This window comes from Vogesella indigofera, assembly GCF_028548395.1.
Taxonomy (GTDB): Bacteria; Pseudomonadota; Gammaproteobacteria; order Burkholderiales; family Chromobacteriaceae; genus Vogesella; species Vogesella indigofera_A.
Genome location: NZ_JAQQLA010000003.1, coordinates 423,629 through 439,132, shown reverse-complemented (window position 1 = coordinate 439,132; position 15,504 = coordinate 423,629). Strand labels below are relative to the sequence as shown.

Genomic DNA, 15,504 nt, shown 5'->3' with positions numbered 1-15,504 from the left:
CTTTTCTTTTGTCCGCCACTTGACGCCGCCCTGCTTGCTGCGGCACAAACAGCGCCTTGCTTGAGAGGCGACAGATGAACCATCTGCAAACCATTTACCACCTGCAGCCGACGCCGGCGGCGCGGGTGCAGCAACGACTGGCGGTGCGCGGCATCGTGGCACGCGGACGCGAGCTGTTGCTGCTGTATACCGGCCGCTACGACGACTACAGCCTGCCGGGCGGCGGGGTGGAGGCAAACGAGGACCACGCGCTGGCGCTGGCGCGCGAGCTGGCGGAGGAAACCGGCGCCCGCGATGTCCGCATCCTGCGGCCGTTCGGTCTGATCGACGAGTTCCGTCCGCCGCGCGGCGATTACGACGTGCTGCACATGCTGTCCTACTGCTATGTGTGCCGTATCGCGGCAACGTTGGCCGCACCGCAGATGGAAGCCTACGAGATCAACAACCGCATGCAGCCACGCTGGCTGGGCGTGGACGCCGCCATTGCCCACAACGAGGCGGTGCTGGCGCGCGGCGCGGCCGGCATGGGCTTGTCGATTGTGCGCGAGACGGCGCTATTGCGGCGCATCGCGCAGGCGCTGGACGCCGGCGAGCTGTAAGCGCACGGCACGGCCGCGCCAGCCCGCCCCGCACCGGGGCGAGCCACCGTTGCCGGGTTGAGTTGCCGGATTGAAGCGCCGACGACAAGGCGGGCACGCAGCAACACGCCAGCGCGGCCACTGCCTGCCCGCCTGCCATCACTCACTACACAGCGCGGCGCCTAATCCACCGGAATCATCAGGTGCTGGTAAGGCGTGCCCGGCCACATCACGTACGGAACGCTGGTATCCGGCGTGGCATCCTTGGGATACATGTCATAGAACCCCGGCTCCGCGCCGACGATCATCACGTGCGGCCCGGTCTTCACCCAGTGGTTGCCGGCATCCGGCTTCGCCGCGTACGGGTCGGTATTGCTGGCGTCGGTGCCCCCCGACAGCATGTACATGAAACCGATCTGGCCGACGACCGGTGTGGTGTGGCCAATCCAGGCCATCGCCCACGCCATCGCCGCCTTGTCCATGCACATCGGGTCCGGGCCGGGGGTGGCCGGGTTGTCCGGCATACAGGTGAAGCCGTTACTGCCCTGGCGCAGGGTGCGCATCTTGCCGTCGGCCTCCATGGCGACGACGGTCGCCCCGGCGCTGACCTTTTTCGGGGCGGCGCTCATCGCGCTCTTGATCATTTGTGTATCACTGGCGGCGACAACCGCCGGCACCTGGCCGATGACGGCAAGCGCCATGGCGATGGTCAGACAACGGTGTGTCAAGGTCGATGTCGACATGATCACTCCTTCTTGCAATGCAACGGGTGTCTACCCGGCTGCCGCAAGCGCTGCGGATGACACCTGGCGGGTGGGAACAACGGGGGCAAGCTGTCACTGTCGCCCGCTGACAGCCGGGAGCGGGCAAACACAAGGCGGGCAGCACAGCCAGTGTGCCCTAAGTGTAGGAGACGGCCCGGCAACCGCAACCGGCCAGCGGTGCCGGACACGCCACCCGCCAGGCTTGGCCGCAAGCACCCGTGGCGCTGGCACGGCGGGTGCACCGCAGCACGGCGCGCAGCCGGTACCACATATGCAAATAGTATTGTTTGACACCGGGCAAAATGACGTTGATTAAGGCCATGCGTGCACCATTGCGATGCTATGCTGGGTGACTGTCCGCTTGCCCTACCGCTTTGTCAGGAACCCCCGCACGTGCACAGTCCCACGCTTGTCGCCATTGCCGCAATCCTCATGGTCGTGATGACCCTGATGCTGACCGCTGCCTGGCGTTTCAATCCGCGCATCGCCGGGCTGGGTGCCTGGACTCTATCCTATTTCTTCGGGCTGCTGGTCTGCGTCAACCTGTTGTTGCGCGCGGTGGCGCCGGAGCTGCTGCTGGTGCTGCTGGCGCAGCTGTCGGCCTACCTGATGGCGTGGCTGAACTGGGTGGGCACCCGTGCCTATGTCGGCGCCGCACCGGTGCCACGGCGCTACGGCGTGCTGGGCGCCGCCCTGCTGCTGGCGGCCGCGGCCTGGTTTACCGTGGTGCAGCCCGAGCAGGCGACACGCTTCACGCTGATGAGCCTGGCGGTGGGTGTGCTGTTCCTGCTGTGCGCGCGCACCATCGCCCAAGGCCGGCTGCAGGATCACCCGGCCCGCTACCTGTATGCGCTGGCCAGCGGCGGGCACGGGCTGTTCCTGCTGCTGCGCCCGTGGCTGTTCCGCGTTGACAACCACGGCCTGTTCGACGCGCAGCAAGCCATCGCGGTATCCCACCTGGTGGTGGTGGAATCCATCGTCGCCATCGTGCTGATGGCGTTCGGCATCGTGATGCTGGCCAACGAACAGGTGACGCTGGAGTTGCGCCGCATCGCCGACCGCGACCCGCTGACCGGCGTGTTCAACCGCCGCGCCTTCCTGGCCCTACTGGACAAGGGCAGCCACTACGCCGAGCGCATGACGTTTCCGCTGTCGGTGCTGCTGATCGACCTGGACCACTTCAAGAAGGTCAACGACAGCTGGGGCCACCAGTTCGGCGACCGCGCGCTGCGCCATTTCGTGACGGTGGCGCAAGCCTGCCTGCGCGACGGCGACGTGATCGGTCGTCTCGGCGGCGAAGAGTTTGCGATCTTCCTGCCCAACGCCCGGCTGACACAGGCCGAAGCCATCGCCAGCCGCCTGCGCGGCGCGCTGGAAATGCAGCCGCTGCGCCACGGCGAGGCCGCCATCGCGCTGACCGCCAGCATCGGTGTGGCGCAACGCCAGCCGCAGGAAGCGCCGCACGCGCTGCTGCATCGCGCGGACGAGGCGATGTATCTGGCCAAGCACAAGGGCCGCAACCGCATCGAACTGGCGGCAAGCACTCCGCCATCCACCGACAGCACAACGGCACCGGCACTGCCGTGAGCTGTTGCCGCTTGCGGCCAACGTTGGCCGCAAGCCCGCCCCCACAATCAAACAAGGCCCTGCATGCAGGGCCTTATTGTTGTTGCCGGTCAGGCGCCGGCTGGTGGACATCGCGCATCCGTAGGCAGCGCGGTGCTATTGCGCCGCCGCACCCTTTTTCAGCTGCTGCATGAACGCCGCGAAGTGCGGCCGCAACTCGGCAAACAGCGGGTGCTGCTTGTGCTCCAGCAGCACTTCGCCGAACAGTTTCAGGCCGATGGCGAAGGCGTCACTGTTGATGTCGGCCAGATCGTCGCGCTGGCGCAGGCGCTGCGCGATCAGCAGCAGATCGTCGTGATTGCCGACCGCAAACTGCAACGGCGCGGCGTACGGGGATGGGCCGCCGTCGGCGCGGGCCAGGTGTTCGACGGTAATGCGGTACTGGTGTTGTTTCATGGGGGTAGTCCGGTAAAAGTGGACAACGTGGCCGCCGGCTGGCGGCACGGCTTGGCGCCGCTAACCAAACCTCGCAGCACACCTGAGCCAAGGCGCACCGCCGCAGACCGTACCAGCAGTACGGCAAGGAGGCGCCACGCAGAATCAGGGGGTTGGTTAGCGGCTATTAGCGCATCTGGAACAGCTCCTGGTGGAAACGCGCCGCCGGCAGGCCGAGGGCGAGCAGGCGTTCGCGCAGCTGGCGGCCAAATGCGGCCGGGCCGCAGAACCAGATGTCGGCATCGCGCCAGTCCGGCACGCTGCGGGTCAGCCGCTCGGCATCCAGCCGGCCGTCGCGCGGCTGCCACAGCAGGTGCAGGTCCACCCCGGCGGCGGCGGCGTCCTGACTCAGTCGCTGCATCACACCGGCGTCGTAGTCGCTGGTGGCGTGAAAGAAGTCGATGCTCTGCCCCGCCGGCGCGGCAGCCAGTGCCTGCATCCGCGCCACGAACGGTGTCACGCCGATGCCGCCACTGATCCAGATCTGGCGCGGACGCGCGCCGTCAAAGGTAAAGCAGCCGTACGGGCCTTCCAGCTGGATGCGATCGCCCGTCTTGAGCCGTGCCGGCAGCGCGGCGGTGTAGTCGCCCAGCGCCTTGATCAGCAGCCGCACACGGCCGTCGCCCTGCCACGCGGAGGCCAGCGTGAACGGGTGCGCGCCCTCGCCGGGGTGAAAGGTGACAAAGGCAAACTGGCCGGCCTTGTGCCCCGGCCACGCCGGGTCCAGCTGCACGTCCACCGCCAGCACCTTCAGCGCCGGCTGGTAGTCCAGCGCCACGATGCGGCCATCGGTGCGTGGCTGGCCACCATGCCGGAGGCACAGCGACAGAATGGCGGCGACGCTGCCACCGGCCATCAGCAGCGCCAGCAACCAGCCGCTGGGCGTGGCCCAGTTGTCGAACTTGAGCAGCAGCACCGAGTGGAAGACCAGCGCCAGATAGGCCAGCGGCAGCAGGCGATGCAGCTGGACAAAGCGGCGGTACGGCAGCCGCTTCAGCAACGCCAGCACCATCAGCACCGCGGCGGCGTAGAACGCCCACTCGCCGACGCCTTCCGCGGTATGGCGCAAGCCCATGAAGGTTTGCTGCAGACTGCCCTCCGGCAGCTGCAACGGTGCGCGGCGCGGGCGTCCGCCGCTGAGCAGGCCCAGCGCCGACAGCCATTTCGGCGCCTGCGCCAGCAGCCAGTGGCTGAGCGACAGCACCAGCGCGGCGATGCCCAGCCATTTGTGCAGCCGGTACATCTTGTCCAGCCCGCCCAGCGGGCGTTCCGCCAGGGTTGGCCGCATCGCCAGCAGCATGGCCACGCTCATCACCGCCATGCCCAGCACGCCGCTGTACTGGTTCAGCACATTGCGCCAGGCGATGAAATTGGGCTGTCCGGCCAGCACCGCCGGGTTGCTGGCCAGCCACAGCAGCGACAGCAGCGCGAGGCCACCCCAGAAGTACCACATAATCTTGCGCATCGGTGTCACCTTGCGAGTTCGGATTCAGATACGGCCAGCGTAAACGGCACATATCTTTCTCGCAAGATAACTATACATCCGTTAACATCTTGCCGTAGCCGTTAACAATTGCCTGACAGAAAGCCCACCATGCGCATCAAGAACCGGATGGACAGCCACCAATGGGACAGCGGCTTCGACCCGCAGACGGTACCGCTGTTTTTGCAGCTGCAGTGGGCGCAGGCGCAGTCGCTGCAAACCATGCGCCCAATGCTGGAGAAATTCGCACTCAGCGCGGTGAAGTTCGACGTGCTGGCCACGTTGCGCAATGCGCCGGCCCCACACCAGATGACCCCGTCGATGATTCAGGACGCGGTGGTAATCAGTTCCGGCGGGCTGACCAAGGTGCTGCTGCAGCTGGAAACGCGTGCGCTGGTGACGCGCCGCCAGCTGGCTGACGACCTGCGCATCAAACCGGTGTGTCTCACCGCCGCCGGCGCGGCGCTGGTGGAGCAGGCAATGGCCGAAACGGTGGCCGACACCGGGCACTGGCTGCGCCAGCGGTTGGATGCGACGGAAATCAGCCAGCTCACCACGCTGCTGGCCAAGCTGGCGCAGTAGCGCGGCGGCCAACGTTGGCCGCGGCGGAACCATCCCCGGCCGCCGCGGTCTGTGACACACCGGCGCCAAAGTGGCGGCCGGCACCCTCAACAAAGGAGAACAGCCATGCATTGCCCGGTTTGCAAGGATACGACGCTGGTGATGAGCGAGCGCCAGGGGATCGAGATCGACTACTGTCCGCAGTGCCGCGGGGTGTGGCTGGATCGCGGCGAGCTGGACAAGATCATCCAGCACTCGCTGGGCAATATGGCCGCCGCCACGGCCGCGCCACAGGCAGCGCAGCCGGTCGCGCCGCAGGCCGCACAGCCCGGCTACCCGCCGCGCCAGCCGCAGCAGCAGCCTTACCAACAGCAGCAACAACAGCCCCACCAGCAGCAGCCTTACCCGCAGCACGACAAGTACGGCGACAACCGCCACTACAAGCGCAAGAAGAGCTTCTGGGAAGAACTGTTCGATTAAATAGCGAAATCGGAAACAAAGCGGCCAACCCTAGTCGGTTGGCCGCTTTGTTTTTGCGCCTGCCGCCCGCGCCGGCCCGGATTCAGCCCGGCAGCAGCCGCAGCAGCTGGCCGTTGTCCTCGTCGGTCAGCAGGTAGATGAAGCCGTCCGGGCCTTCGCGCACGTCGCGCACGCGCTGGCCAAGGCCGGTGAGCAGCTTTTCCTCGCGCAGCACGCGCGTGCCGGCCAGCTCCAGGCGCAGCAGGTGGCGGAATTTCAGCGAGCCGAGCAGCAGGCTGCCCTGCCAGCCCTTGCCGTAGCGGGTGCCGCGCACGAAGGCCATGCCGGATGGCGCGATCGACGGCGTCCACTGCCACAGCGGCTGCTCCATACCCGGTTTGCGGGTGAGGCCGGCGCCGACCGGGCCGCCGCCGTAGTTTTCACCGTAGGTGATTACCGGCCAGCCGTAGTTCTTGCCGGCCTCGGGGCGGTTCAGCTCGTCGCCGCCCTGCGGCCCGTGCTCGTGCGTCCACAGCCGGCCGTCCGGCCCCAGCGCGGCGCCCTGCACATTGCGGTGGCCGAGGCTCCAGATTTCCGGACGCGCACCGGCACGGCCGACGAAGGGGTTGTCCGGCGGAATGCCGCCATCCTTGCGCACGCGCACCACCTTGCCGTGGTGATTATCCAGCGTCTGCGCGTCGGCCATGCGCTGAAAGCGGTCGCCCAGCGTCAGGAACAGCGTGCCGTCGGCGGCCTCGACGATGCGGCAGCCGAAGTGGGCGCGGCTGCTGAATTTCGGCTGCTGGCTGAACAGCACCTTCACCTGTTCCAGGCGGCTGGCGTCGTCCGCCAGCCGGGCGCTGGCCAGCGCGGTGGAGTTGCCGTAGCCGCTGGCGGCCGGCTCGGCGTAGCAGAAGTACAGCGTGCGGTTGCGGGCGAAGTCGCGGTCGGTGATCAGGTCCAGCAGGCCGCCCTGCCCGGCGGCGTCGATGCGCGGCAGCCCTGCCAGCGGCTTGCCCAGCTGGCCGTTAGCGCCCACCAGCCGCAGGCGGCCGGGGCGCTCGGTGACCAGCATGCGCCCGCCATCGATGAACGCCACCGCCCACGGGTGTTCCAGCCCGGAGGCGACCACCTCCGCGCGCGGTGCGGCCTGCGCCGGACTGCCCAGCGCCAGCAGTATCAGCGGCCACGCTGACCATCGTGCTTGATTGCTCATGTCTGTCTCCCTTCGTTGACGCCGCGCCGCGGCGGCCAGTTAGCGCCGCTAACAAAACCTCGCAGAGCACCTGAGACTAGGCGCGCCCACGCAGACAGTACAAATAGTACGGCAAGGAGGCGCAACGCAGGATCAGGGGTTTTGTTAGCGGCTCTTACAGCAGGCGGTAGCCGACGCCAGTTTCGGTGCGCAAAAAGCGCGGCTGCGCCGGATCGGCCTCCAGCTTTTGCCGCAGGTGGGCCATATAGATGCGCAGATAGTGGCTGTGTTCCACGTAGCCCGGCCCCCACACCTCCTGCAGCAGCTGGCGGTGGGTCAGCACCTTGCCGCGATGCGCGAGCAGCGTGGCCAGCAGCCGGTATTCCAGCTGCGTCAGGTGCACCGGCTCGCCGTCGCGGCTGACGCTGCGGTTAGCCAGGTCCACCGTCACCGCCTCGCCCAGGCGCACCAGACTGCCGTTGCTCTCGCTGCCGTCGCCGCTGCGCCGCCGCTGCAGCGCGCGCACTCTCGCCTGCAGCTCGCCGACGCCGAACGGCTTGGTCAGGTAGTCGTCGGCGCCGGCGTCCAGCGCCGCGATCTTGTCGACCTCGTCCACGCGCGCCGACAGCACGATCACCGGCACCTTGCTCCAGCTGCGCAGGTCCAGCAGCAGGCTGACGCCGTCGCCATCGGGCAGGCCGAGGTCCAGCACCAGCACGTCCGGCTTGCGGGTGCCGGCCTCGATCAGGCCGCGCGCCACGGAGTCGGCCTCGAACACGCGGTAGCCCTCGTCTTCCAGCGCGCTTCTGACGAAGCGGCGGATGGCGGCTTCGTCCTCGATGATCAGTGCCGTCAGGGCGTGCATCAGGGCAGGTTCTCCGGGTCAAAATCCAGTGCCGGCGGCGGACGCTGCGGCAGGGACAGGGTAAAACAGGCACCGCCGTCGTGGCGGTTGGCCGCGCTCAGGCGCGCGCCGTGGACATCGGCAATGGTACGGCAAATCGCCAGCCCCAGCCCGACGCCGCTGATCGCCGACTCGCGCTCGCCGCGGCTGAAGGCGTCGAACAGCCGCGCCGGATCGCCCGGCGGCAGGCCGGGGCCGCGGTCGGCGACGCGAAGCAGGATGCGTCCGTCCTCGGCGGCGGCGCTGACGCGGATGGGGCTGCCGGGCGGGCTGTACTTGGCCGCGTTCTCCAGCAGGTTGACCAGCAGCCGCTCCAGCAGGATGGCGTCGCCGTACAGCATCGGGCAGGCCGGATCGATGTCCAGCTGCAGCGAGTGCGTGTCCAGCACGCTGCCCAGCGCCGCGATGGCGCTGCCGATCACCTCGTCCGCCGGCAGCCAGTCCTGGTGCAGGGTGACACCGCCCGCCTGCAGCCGCGCCATTTCCAGCAGATTGGTCACCAGCCGCGTGATGCGCTGCGACTGCGCGAGCAGCAGCGCCGCCTGTTCCTGCTCGGCGCGCCCGCCGCGCTGCAAGGCCAGCAGCAGGGTCTCGGCGTTGCCGGACAGCGCGGTCAGCGGCGTGCGCAGGTCGTGCGACAGCGCGGCCAACAGCGAATGGCGCAGCCGTTCCGATTCCATCGACAGCAGCGTCTGCTGCGCCACTTCAATATAGTGCAGCCGCTCCAGCGTCTGCGCCGCCAGCGCCGCCACCGCCTCGCACAGGCGGCGGTTGTCCGGGTCCGCAAGCGCCAGCGCATCCGGCACCGCCACCACCAGCACGCCGCGGGTGCGCATCGGCGCCTGCAGCGGCAGGTACAGCTGCGCCGCATCCGGCAGCGTGTGCGTACCCTGCCCGGCCGCCTGCTGGTGGTCGAAGCTCCAGCGCACCAGCGCCGCGTCCACCGCCAGCGGCGTATCCGGCAGCGCCGCCAGCTGTTCCTCGGCGTCCGGCAGCCACAGGCTGATCTGCGCGTTGAGGCTGGCCTGCAGGAAGCGGCCGGTGATCTCGCCGACCTGCTCCGGCATGAGCGCGCTGCCCAGCTCGCGCGCCATCTCGTACAGGTAGCGGGTGTGTGCCTCGCGCCTGCCGGCCTGCGCCGCCGACTGCCGCTGGCTGGCCACCAGCTGGCCGGCGACCAGTCCCACCGTCAGCATCACGGCGAAGGTGATCAGGTACTGGATGTCCGACACCGCGAACGACAGGTGCGGCTCGATAAAGAAAAAATCGAACAGCGCCACCGACAGCACCGCCGCCCACGCCGCCGGCGTGCGCCCGTAACGCACCGCCGCCAGCAGCACCAGCAGCAGGTAGAGCATCACCAGGTTGGCCGCATCCAGCACGCCGCGCAGCGGCAACATGGCGGCGGTGAGCGCGAGGCAGGCCAGCGTGCTCTGCCACCAGCCGCCGGCCTCTGCCCGCGGCCAGCGCCAGCCGGCGGCGGCCACGGGAGTGCGCTCGCCGGCAGCCAGGATCAGGCAGTTCAGCTCCGGCGCGCGTTGCGCCAGCTGCTGCTGCAGGCTGGCGCGCCAGAACCCGCGCGGCTGGTTGCCGCGCTGGCTGAGCGCCAGCAGCGACAGGTTGTGGCGCCGCGCGTAGTCGGCGATCAGGCTGGCCGGCACCGGCCCGGCCAGCACCAGCGTGTGCGCACCCTGCTCCTCCGCCTGCGCCAGCGCCGACAGCGCGCGACTGCGCGCCGCCGCGCTGGCGTGGCCGCGATCGACCCACACCGCGTGCCACGGTGCCGACAGCGCGCGCGCCAGCCGCGCCGCCTGCCGCACCGCGCTGTCCTCGTCGCCCTGGCCCAGCACCAGCAGCACGCCCAGCGAGGTCGCCCACACTGGCGCGCGGCTTTGCACCTCGCGCTGCGCGCGCATCTGGCCGTCCACGCGGTCGGCCAGCCGGCGCAGCGCCAGCTCGCGCAGCGCGATCAGGTTGCCCTTGCGGAAAAAATGCCCGGCGGCGCGTTCCGCCACCTCCGGCAGGTAGACCTTGCCGGCGGCCAGGCGCAGCAGCAGGTCGTCCGGCGGCAGGTCCACCAGCCGCACTTCGCTGGCGCGGTCGAACACGTGGTCCGGCACCGTCTCCGCCACCGCCACGCCGGTCACGCCGCTGACCACGTCGTTGAGGCTGTCCAGGTGCTGCACGTTCATCGCGCTGTACACGTCGATGCCGGCGGCCAGCAGCTCGTCGACATCCTGCCAGCGCTTGGGGTGGCGGCTGCCCGGCGCGTTGCTGTGCGGCAGCTCGTCCACCACCACCAGCGCCGGCCGCCGCGCCAGCACCGCGTCGAGGTCGAACTCCGCCACCTGTTTGCCGCGGTAGCTGATCTGCTTGCGCGGCAGCAGCTCCAGCCCAGCCAGCAGCGCCTCGGTTTCGGCGCGTCCGTGGGTATCGACCCAGCCCACCACCACGTCCAGCCCGGCGGCGCGCTTCTCCTGCGCCTCGGCCAGCATCGCGTAGGTCTTGCCCACCCCCGGCGCGGCGCCGAAGAACAGCTTCAGCTTGCCGCGCGGCGCCGGTAGCGTCGCCAGCAGCGCGTCCGGATCGGGCCGCAAATCGTCATCCATCATTCATCGTCCACCGTGGCCCAAGGTTGGCCGCAATCGTTGCGGCCAACCTTGGGCGCTCAAAGAGTTGCGGTCGCCGGCAGCGGCGGCCGCGGCATCAGCCCGCCGCCAGCCGGCGCAGCGCCAGATTCAGCTGTAGCACATTGACGCGCGCCTGCTGCGCGTTGCCGAACCAGCCCTGCTCGCGCTGCGCGGCGATCAGCGCCTCGACCTGCGGCAGCGATCGCCCCAGTTCGCGCGCCACGCGCGGCGCCTGGTACAGCGCAGCGGCCAGGCTGATGTGCGGGTCCAGCCCGCTGGCCGAGGCGGTGACGAGGTCCAGCGGCACCGGGCCGTGCTGGCCGGGGTGGGCGGCGCGCAGCGCGGCGATGCGCGCGGCGACCGCCTGTTGCAGCGCCGGATTGCTCGGCCCCAGGTTGCTGCCGCCGGAAGCGGCGCCATTGTAGGCGCTGCCGGCGGTGGCCGACGGCCGGCTCCAGAACTCGCCGCGGCCGTGGAAGGCCTGGCCGATCAGCGCCGAGCCGATCACCTTGCCGTTGCTGTCGCGCAGCAGCGAGCCGTTGGCCTGCGCCGGCAGCAGCAGCTGCGCAAGGCCGGTGACCGCCAGCGGGTACAGCAGCCCCAGCAACAGGGTGAGAAACAGCAGCAGCGTCAACGCCGGGCGCAGCACTGCCGCGCGCGGCAGCGTGATGGCGGCTGCGGGATGATAAGTCGTGGTGGCCATGGTGGCACTCCTTGTTTGGTGCGCCGGGCGCGGCTGGCGCCCGGCAACGGGGTCAGACCAGTCCCAGCAGGGACAGCAGCATGTCGATCAGCTTGATGCCGGCGAACGGCAGCAACAGGCCGCCGACGCCGTACAGCAGCAGGTTGCGGCGCAGCAGCTCGGCCGCGCCCAGCGCACGGTAGCGCACGCCCTTCAGCGCCAGCGGGATCAGCGCGATGATGATCAGCGCGTTGAAGATCACCGCCGACAGAAGCGCCGAGGCCGGGCTGGCCAGCTGCATCACGTTGAGCAGGCCCAGCTGCGGATAGGTGACGGCAAACGCGGCCGGGATGATGGCGAAGTACTTGGCCACGTCGTTGGCCAGGCTGAAGGTGGTCAGCGCGCCGCGCGTCATCAGCATCTGCTTGCCGATCTCCACCACCTCGATCAGCTTGGTGGGGCTGGAATCCAGATCCACCATATTGGCCGCCTCGCGCGCCGCCTGGGTGCCGCTGTTCATCGCCACCGCCACGTCGGCCTGCGCCAGCGCCGGCGCGTCGTTGGTGCCGTCGCCGGTCATCGCCACCAGCTGGCCGCGCGCCTGGTAGTCGCGGATCATCGCCAGCTTGTTCTCCGGCGTCGCCTCGGCCAGGAAGTCGTCCACCCCGGCCTCGGCGGCGATGGCGGCGGCGGTCAGGCGGTTGTCGCCGGTGATCATCACCGTCTTGATGCCCATCTGCCGCAGCTGGGCGAAGCGCTCGCGGATGCCGGGCTTGACCACGTCCTTCAGCTCGACCACGCCCAGCACCTGCGCGCCCTCGGCCACCACCAGCGGCGTGCTGCCGCGGCTGGCGATGGTGTCGACCTGCTGCAGCAGGCCGCGCGGCAGGCTGCCGCCCAGCGCCTCGACATGGCGGCGGATGGCGTCGGCGGCGCCCTTGCGGATGTGGCGGCCGTCGAGGTTGATGCCGGACATGCGCGTTTGCGCGGTGAACGGCACGAAGCTGGCGCCAGCCGGGGTCAGCCCGGCGTGCAGGTCGGCCAGCGGCGTGCGGCCAACCTTGTCGTCATCGAGATGCCCGCCGGCGCCGGCGCTCAGCCGCTGCGCCAGCACCACGATGCTCTTGCCCTCCGGCGTGTCGTCGGCCAGCGAGGCCAGCCACGCCGCCTCGGCAAGCTGTGCCTGGCTGACGCCAGCTGCAGCGACAAAGGCGGACGCCTGGCGGTTGCCGAAGGTGATGGTGCCGGTCTTGTCCAAGAGCAGCACGTCCACGTCGCCGGCGGCCTCCACCGCGCGGCCGGAGGTGGCGATCACGTTGGCCGCCATCAGCCGGCTCATGCCAGCGACGCCGATCGCCGACAGCAGGCCGCCGATGGTGGTCGGGATCAGGCACACCAGCAGCGCGATCAGCACCGGCAGCGACACCACCTCGCCGCTACCGGCCGCGTTCACGCTGTAGGCGGAAAACGGCAGCAGCGTGACGGTGACCAGCAAAAAGATCAGCGTCAGCGCCAGCAGCAGGATGGTCAGCGCGATCTCGTTCGGCGTCTTGCGGCGCTTGGCGCCCTCCACCATCGCGATCATGCGGTCGATGAAGGTCTCGCCGGGATTGACGCTGATGCGCACCACGATCCAGTCCGACAGCACGCGGGTGCCGCCGGTGACCGAGCTGAAATCGCCGCCGGATTCGCGGATCACCGGTGCAGACTCGCCGGTGATCGCTGATTCGTCGACGCTGGCGATGCCCTCGATCACCTCGCCGTCGCAGGGGACCACGTCACCGTGCTGCACCAGCACCACGTCGTCACGGCGCAGGTCGAACGACTCCACCATGGCGAATTCGGCACCGTAGCGCTGCGGCGCGGCCAGTTTCTTCGCCCACGTCGACTTCTGCAGGCCCTTCAGGCTGGCCGCCTGTGCCTTGCTGCGGCCCTCGGCCAGCGCCTCGGCAAAGTTGGCGAACAGCACGGTGAACCACAGCCACACCGCGATGCTGCCGGTCAGCCACGCCGGCGCCTGGCCGTGCCCCAGCAGCGCCTGCACCCACAGCACGCTGCACAGCATGCTGCCCAGATACACCACGAACATCACCGGGTTTTTCAGCTGTGCACGCAGCCCAAGCTTGAGAAAGGTGTCGCGCAGCGCCGGGCGCAGCAGCGCGCTGTCCAGCAGCGGCAAGACCATTTTTTTATGGGACATGTTGTTCTCCTAGTGGGTCGCCCAGATCGCCAGATGTTCGACCACCGGCCCCAGCGCCAGCGCTGGCAGGTAGGTCAGCGCGCCGACCAGCAGCACGCTGCCGATCAACAGGCCGATGAACAGCCCGTCGTGGGTCGGCATCGAGCCCAAGGTCGGCGACAGCCGTTTTTTCGCCGCCAGCGAGCCGGCCAGTGCCAGCACCGGCACGATCACCGCGAAGCGGCCCAGCCACATCGCGATGCCCAGCATGGCGTTATAGAACGGGGTATTGGCCGACAGCCCGGCGAAGGCGCTGCCATTGTTGTTGGCCGCCGACGAAAACGCGTACAGCACCTCGGAAAAACCGTGCGCGCCCGGATTGGCGAGGCCAGCCAGCCCCGGTGCCACCACCACCGCCACGGCGGTGCCAGCCAGCACCAGCAGCGGGGTGACCAGGATGGTCAGCGCCACCATCTTCATCTCGAACGGCTCGATCTTCTTGCCCAGGTACTCCGGAGTGCGGCCAACCATCAGCCCGGCGACGAACACCGCCAGCACCGCGAACACCAGCATGCCGTACAGGCCGGAGCCGACCCCGCCGAACACCACCTCGCCCAGCTGCATCAGCAGCATCGGCACCAGGCCGCCCAGCGCGATGAACGAATCGTGCATCGCGTTGACCGCGCCGCAGCTGGCGGCGGTAGTGACGGCGGCAAACAGGCTGCTGCCGGCGATGCCGAAGCGCATGTCCTTGCCTTCCAGATTGCCGCTGCCGCCATCGGCGCCCAGTGCGGCCAACAGCGGGTTGCCCTGCGCCTCGAACCAGGCGATGGCGCTGGCGGCGACGACGAACAGCACGCTCATCGCGATATAGATCGCCCAGCCCTGGCGGCGGTCACCGACCACGTGGCCGAAGACGTGACACAGCCCGGCCGGGATCAAAAAGATGGCCAGCATCTGCAGCAGGTTGGACAGCTCGGTGGGGTTCTCGAACGGGTGCGCGGAGTTGGCATTGAAGAAGCCGCCGCCGTTGGTGCCCAGCAGCTTGATCGCCTCCTGCGACGCCACCGGCCCCATCGCCAGCGTCTGCCCGTGGCCGGCCAGCGCATCGAAGCCCAGGTAGCCGGACAGGTTCTGCAGCACGCCCTGGCTGACCAGCAGCAGCGCCAGCACGACGGACAGCGGCAGCAGCAGGTATAGCGCGATGCGCAGCACGTCGGCCCAGAAATTGCCGATGTCGCCGCTCTCGCGCCGCGCAAAGCCGCGCATCAGCGCGAACGCCACCGCGATGCCGGTGGCCGCGGACAGAAAGTTCTGCATCGCGAGGCCGGCCATCTGCGTGAGATGGCTCATGGTCGTTTCGCCGGCATAGCCCTGCCAGTTGGTATTGGCGACAAAGCTCACCGCGGTATTGAACGCCGAGCCGGCCTCCACCGCGCTCAGCGCCGCCGGATTCAGCGGCAAGTCACCCTGCAGCCGCTGCAGCGCGTACAGCAGCACCGCGCCCAGCACATTGAACGCCAGCAGCGCCAGCGTGTAGTCGTGCCAGCCCATGCCGGCATCGTTCAGCCCCAGCCGGCGCAGCAGGGCGGCATCGAACGCGCGCCAGCGGCCGGGCAGCGTGCCGCTGGCCAGCGGTGCCAGCCAGGCGCCCATCGGCCGCACGCTCAGCGTCAGCAGCAGCATGAACAGCGCCAGCAACCAGAAAAAAGCGGTCATCATCACATCTCCTCCGCGTGCAGCAGCGCGTACAGCAGCCATATCGCCAGCAGCAGCGCCACTAGCCCACACAAACCGGACAGCACGCTCATCGCGCCACCCCCTGCGACTGTGTCGCATACACACGCAGCAGGCCGCGCACTGCCAGATACAGTGCGGCCAACCCTGCCAGCCAGATCAGGTCTTGCATCACATTCCCCTTGTTGGTCACAGACACTGCCACTGTAGGTTTTGCGGTGCAAAAAAGCGGTTAAAAGGCCGGGCAGGAATATAAACGGGATATAAAAAT

13 protein-coding genes are annotated in these 15,504 nt (G+C 68.9%); 4 read left to right on the top strand and 9 right to left on the bottom strand.

Translation table 11 applies throughout. The features are described from left to right. The first annotated feature begins 74 nt into the window (after positions 1-74). Positions 75-599, top strand: a complete 525-nt coding sequence (locus tag PQU89_RS04075; RefSeq protein ID WP_272764735.1) for an NUDIX hydrolase — start codon at positions 75-77, stop codon at positions 597-599. Positions 600-760: 161 nt separating this feature from the next. On the opposite strand, the gene PQU89_RS04070 is transcribed toward PQU89_RS04075, so the two are convergent. After that, positions 761-1,321 carry a hypothetical protein gene (locus PQU89_RS04070; protein WP_272764734.1) on the bottom strand — a complete coding sequence of 187 codons (561 nt, stop codon included), beginning with the start codon at positions 1,319-1,321 and terminating at the stop codon, positions 761-763. Positions 1,322-1,774: 453 nt separating this feature from the next. Here PQU89_RS04070 and PQU89_RS04065 point away from each other — a divergent pair, with 453 nt between their 5' ends. Beyond that, positions 1,775-2,929: a GGDEF domain-containing protein gene (locus PQU89_RS04065; protein WP_272764733.1), complete on the top strand. Its 1,155-nt coding sequence runs from the start codon at positions 1,775-1,777 to the stop codon at positions 2,927-2,929. Positions 2,930-3,064: 135 nt separating this feature from the next. Here the strand turns inward: PQU89_RS04065 and PQU89_RS04060 are convergent, their stop codons facing one another. Beyond that, positions 3,065-3,364, bottom strand: coding sequence for a DUF3861 domain-containing protein (locus PQU89_RS04060; protein WP_272764732.1), 300 nt, complete (start codon positions 3,362-3,364; stop codon positions 3,065-3,067). 166 nt (positions 3,365-3,530) lie between these two features. After that, a complete protein-coding gene (locus PQU89_RS04055) occupies positions 3,531-4,868 on the bottom strand; it encodes a ferredoxin reductase family protein (RefSeq protein ID WP_272764731.1) in 1,338 nt (445 codons plus the stop codon). A 129-nt stretch (positions 4,869-4,997) separates the two neighbouring features. On the opposite strand from PQU89_RS04055, the gene PQU89_RS04050 reads away from it, so the two are divergent. Both PQU89_RS04050 and PQU89_RS04045 read left to right on the top strand, forming a co-directional pair. Next, the gene (locus tag PQU89_RS04050; RefSeq protein ID WP_272764730.1) at positions 4,998-5,468 is read left to right on the top strand and encodes a MarR family winged helix-turn-helix transcriptional regulator; all 471 of its coding nucleotides are present in this window, start codon (positions 4,998-5,000) and stop codon (positions 5,466-5,468) included. Between the two features lie 105 nt (positions 5,469-5,573). Next, positions 5,574-5,927 (top strand): TFIIB-type zinc ribbon-containing protein, encoded by a 354-nt coding sequence (locus PQU89_RS04045; protein ID WP_272764729.1) that lies wholly within the window; start codon positions 5,574-5,576, stop codon positions 5,925-5,927. Between the two features lie 82 nt (positions 5,928-6,009). Here PQU89_RS04045 and PQU89_RS04040 read toward each other — a convergent pair whose 3' ends face one another. From PQU89_RS04040 to kdpA, 6 genes are all read right to left on the bottom strand, one after another. Continuing rightward, on the bottom strand, positions 6,010-7,122 hold the full coding sequence (locus PQU89_RS04040) for a PQQ-dependent sugar dehydrogenase (RefSeq protein ID WP_272764728.1): 1,113 nt from the start codon (positions 7,120-7,122) through the stop codon (positions 6,010-6,012). 154 nt (positions 7,123-7,276) lie between these two features. After that, a complete protein-coding gene (kdpE, locus tag PQU89_RS04035) occupies positions 7,277-7,966 on the bottom strand; it encodes a two-component system response regulator KdpE (RefSeq protein ID WP_189353272.1) in 690 nt (229 codons plus the stop codon). Then, the gene (locus tag PQU89_RS04030) at positions 7,966-10,617 is read right to left on the bottom strand and encodes a DUF4118 domain-containing protein (RefSeq protein ID WP_308446586.1); all 2,652 of its coding nucleotides are present in this window, start codon (positions 10,615-10,617) and stop codon (positions 7,966-7,968) included. The genes kdpE and PQU89_RS04030 overlap by 1 nt, the downstream gene beginning before the upstream one ends. 94 nt (positions 10,618-10,711) lie before the next feature. Next, complete coding sequence (gene kdpC, locus PQU89_RS04025) at positions 10,712-11,338, bottom strand: potassium-transporting ATPase subunit KdpC (protein ID WP_272764727.1); 627 nt, start codon at positions 11,336-11,338, stop codon at positions 10,712-10,714. Between the two features lie 52 nt (positions 11,339-11,390). Next, positions 11,391-13,517 carry a potassium-transporting ATPase subunit KdpB gene (gene kdpB, locus PQU89_RS04020; RefSeq protein ID WP_272764726.1) on the bottom strand — a complete coding sequence of 709 codons (2,127 nt, stop codon included), beginning with the start codon at positions 13,515-13,517 and terminating at the stop codon, positions 11,391-11,393. Between the two features lie 9 nt (positions 13,518-13,526). Beyond that, the gene (gene kdpA / locus PQU89_RS04015) at positions 13,527-15,218 is read right to left on the bottom strand and encodes a potassium-transporting ATPase subunit KdpA (protein WP_272764725.1); all 1,692 of its coding nucleotides are present in this window, start codon (positions 15,216-15,218) and stop codon (positions 13,527-13,529) included. Positions 15,219-15,504: the final 286 nt, after the last annotated feature.

What these genes read in the sequence shown, in the direction of transcription:
- PQU89_RS04050 (WP_272764730.1), top strand. Translation starts at nt 4,998, where the DNA reads ATGCGCATCAAGAACCGGATGGACAGCCACCAATGGGACAGCGGCTTC.
- PQU89_RS04075 (WP_272764735.1), top strand. Translation starts at nt 75, where the DNA reads ATGAACCATCTGCAAACCATTTACCACCTGCAGCCGACGCCGGCGGCG.
- kdpC (WP_272764727.1), bottom strand. Translation starts at nt 11,338, where the DNA reads ATGGCCACCACGACTTATCATCCCGCAGCCGCCATCACGCTGCCGCGC.
- kdpB (WP_272764726.1), bottom strand. Translation starts at nt 13,517, where the DNA reads ATGTCCCATAAAAAAATGGTCTTGCCGCTGCTGGACAGCGCGCTGCTG.
- PQU89_RS04055 (WP_272764731.1), bottom strand. Translation starts at nt 4,868, where the DNA reads ATGCGCAAGATTATGTGGTACTTCTGGGGTGGCCTCGCGCTGCTGTCG.
- PQU89_RS04045 (WP_272764729.1), top strand. Translation starts at nt 5,574, where the DNA reads ATGCATTGCCCGGTTTGCAAGGATACGACGCTGGTGATGAGCGAGCGC.
- PQU89_RS04040 (WP_272764728.1), bottom strand. Translation starts at nt 7,122, where the DNA reads ATGAGCAATCAAGCACGATGGTCAGCGTGGCCGCTGATACTGCTGGCG.
- PQU89_RS04030 (WP_308446586.1), bottom strand. Translation starts at nt 10,617, where the DNA reads ATGATGGATGACGATTTGCGGCCCGATCCGGACGCGCTGCTGGCGACG.
- PQU89_RS04060 (WP_272764732.1), bottom strand. Translation starts at nt 3,364, where the DNA reads ATGAAACAACACCAGTACCGCATTACCGTCGAACACCTGGCCCGCGCC.
- PQU89_RS04070 (WP_272764734.1), bottom strand. Translation starts at nt 1,321, where the DNA reads ATGTCGACATCGACCTTGACACACCGTTGTCTGACCATCGCCATGGCG.
- PQU89_RS04065 (WP_272764733.1), top strand. Translation starts at nt 1,775, where the DNA reads ATGGTCGTGATGACCCTGATGCTGACCGCTGCCTGGCGTTTCAATCCG.
- kdpE (WP_189353272.1), bottom strand. Translation starts at nt 7,966, where the DNA reads ATGCACGCCCTGACGGCACTGATCATCGAGGACGAAGCCGCCATCCGC.
- kdpA (WP_272764725.1), bottom strand. Translation starts at nt 15,218, where the DNA reads ATGATGACCGCTTTTTTCTGGTTGCTGGCGCTGTTCATGCTGCTGCTG.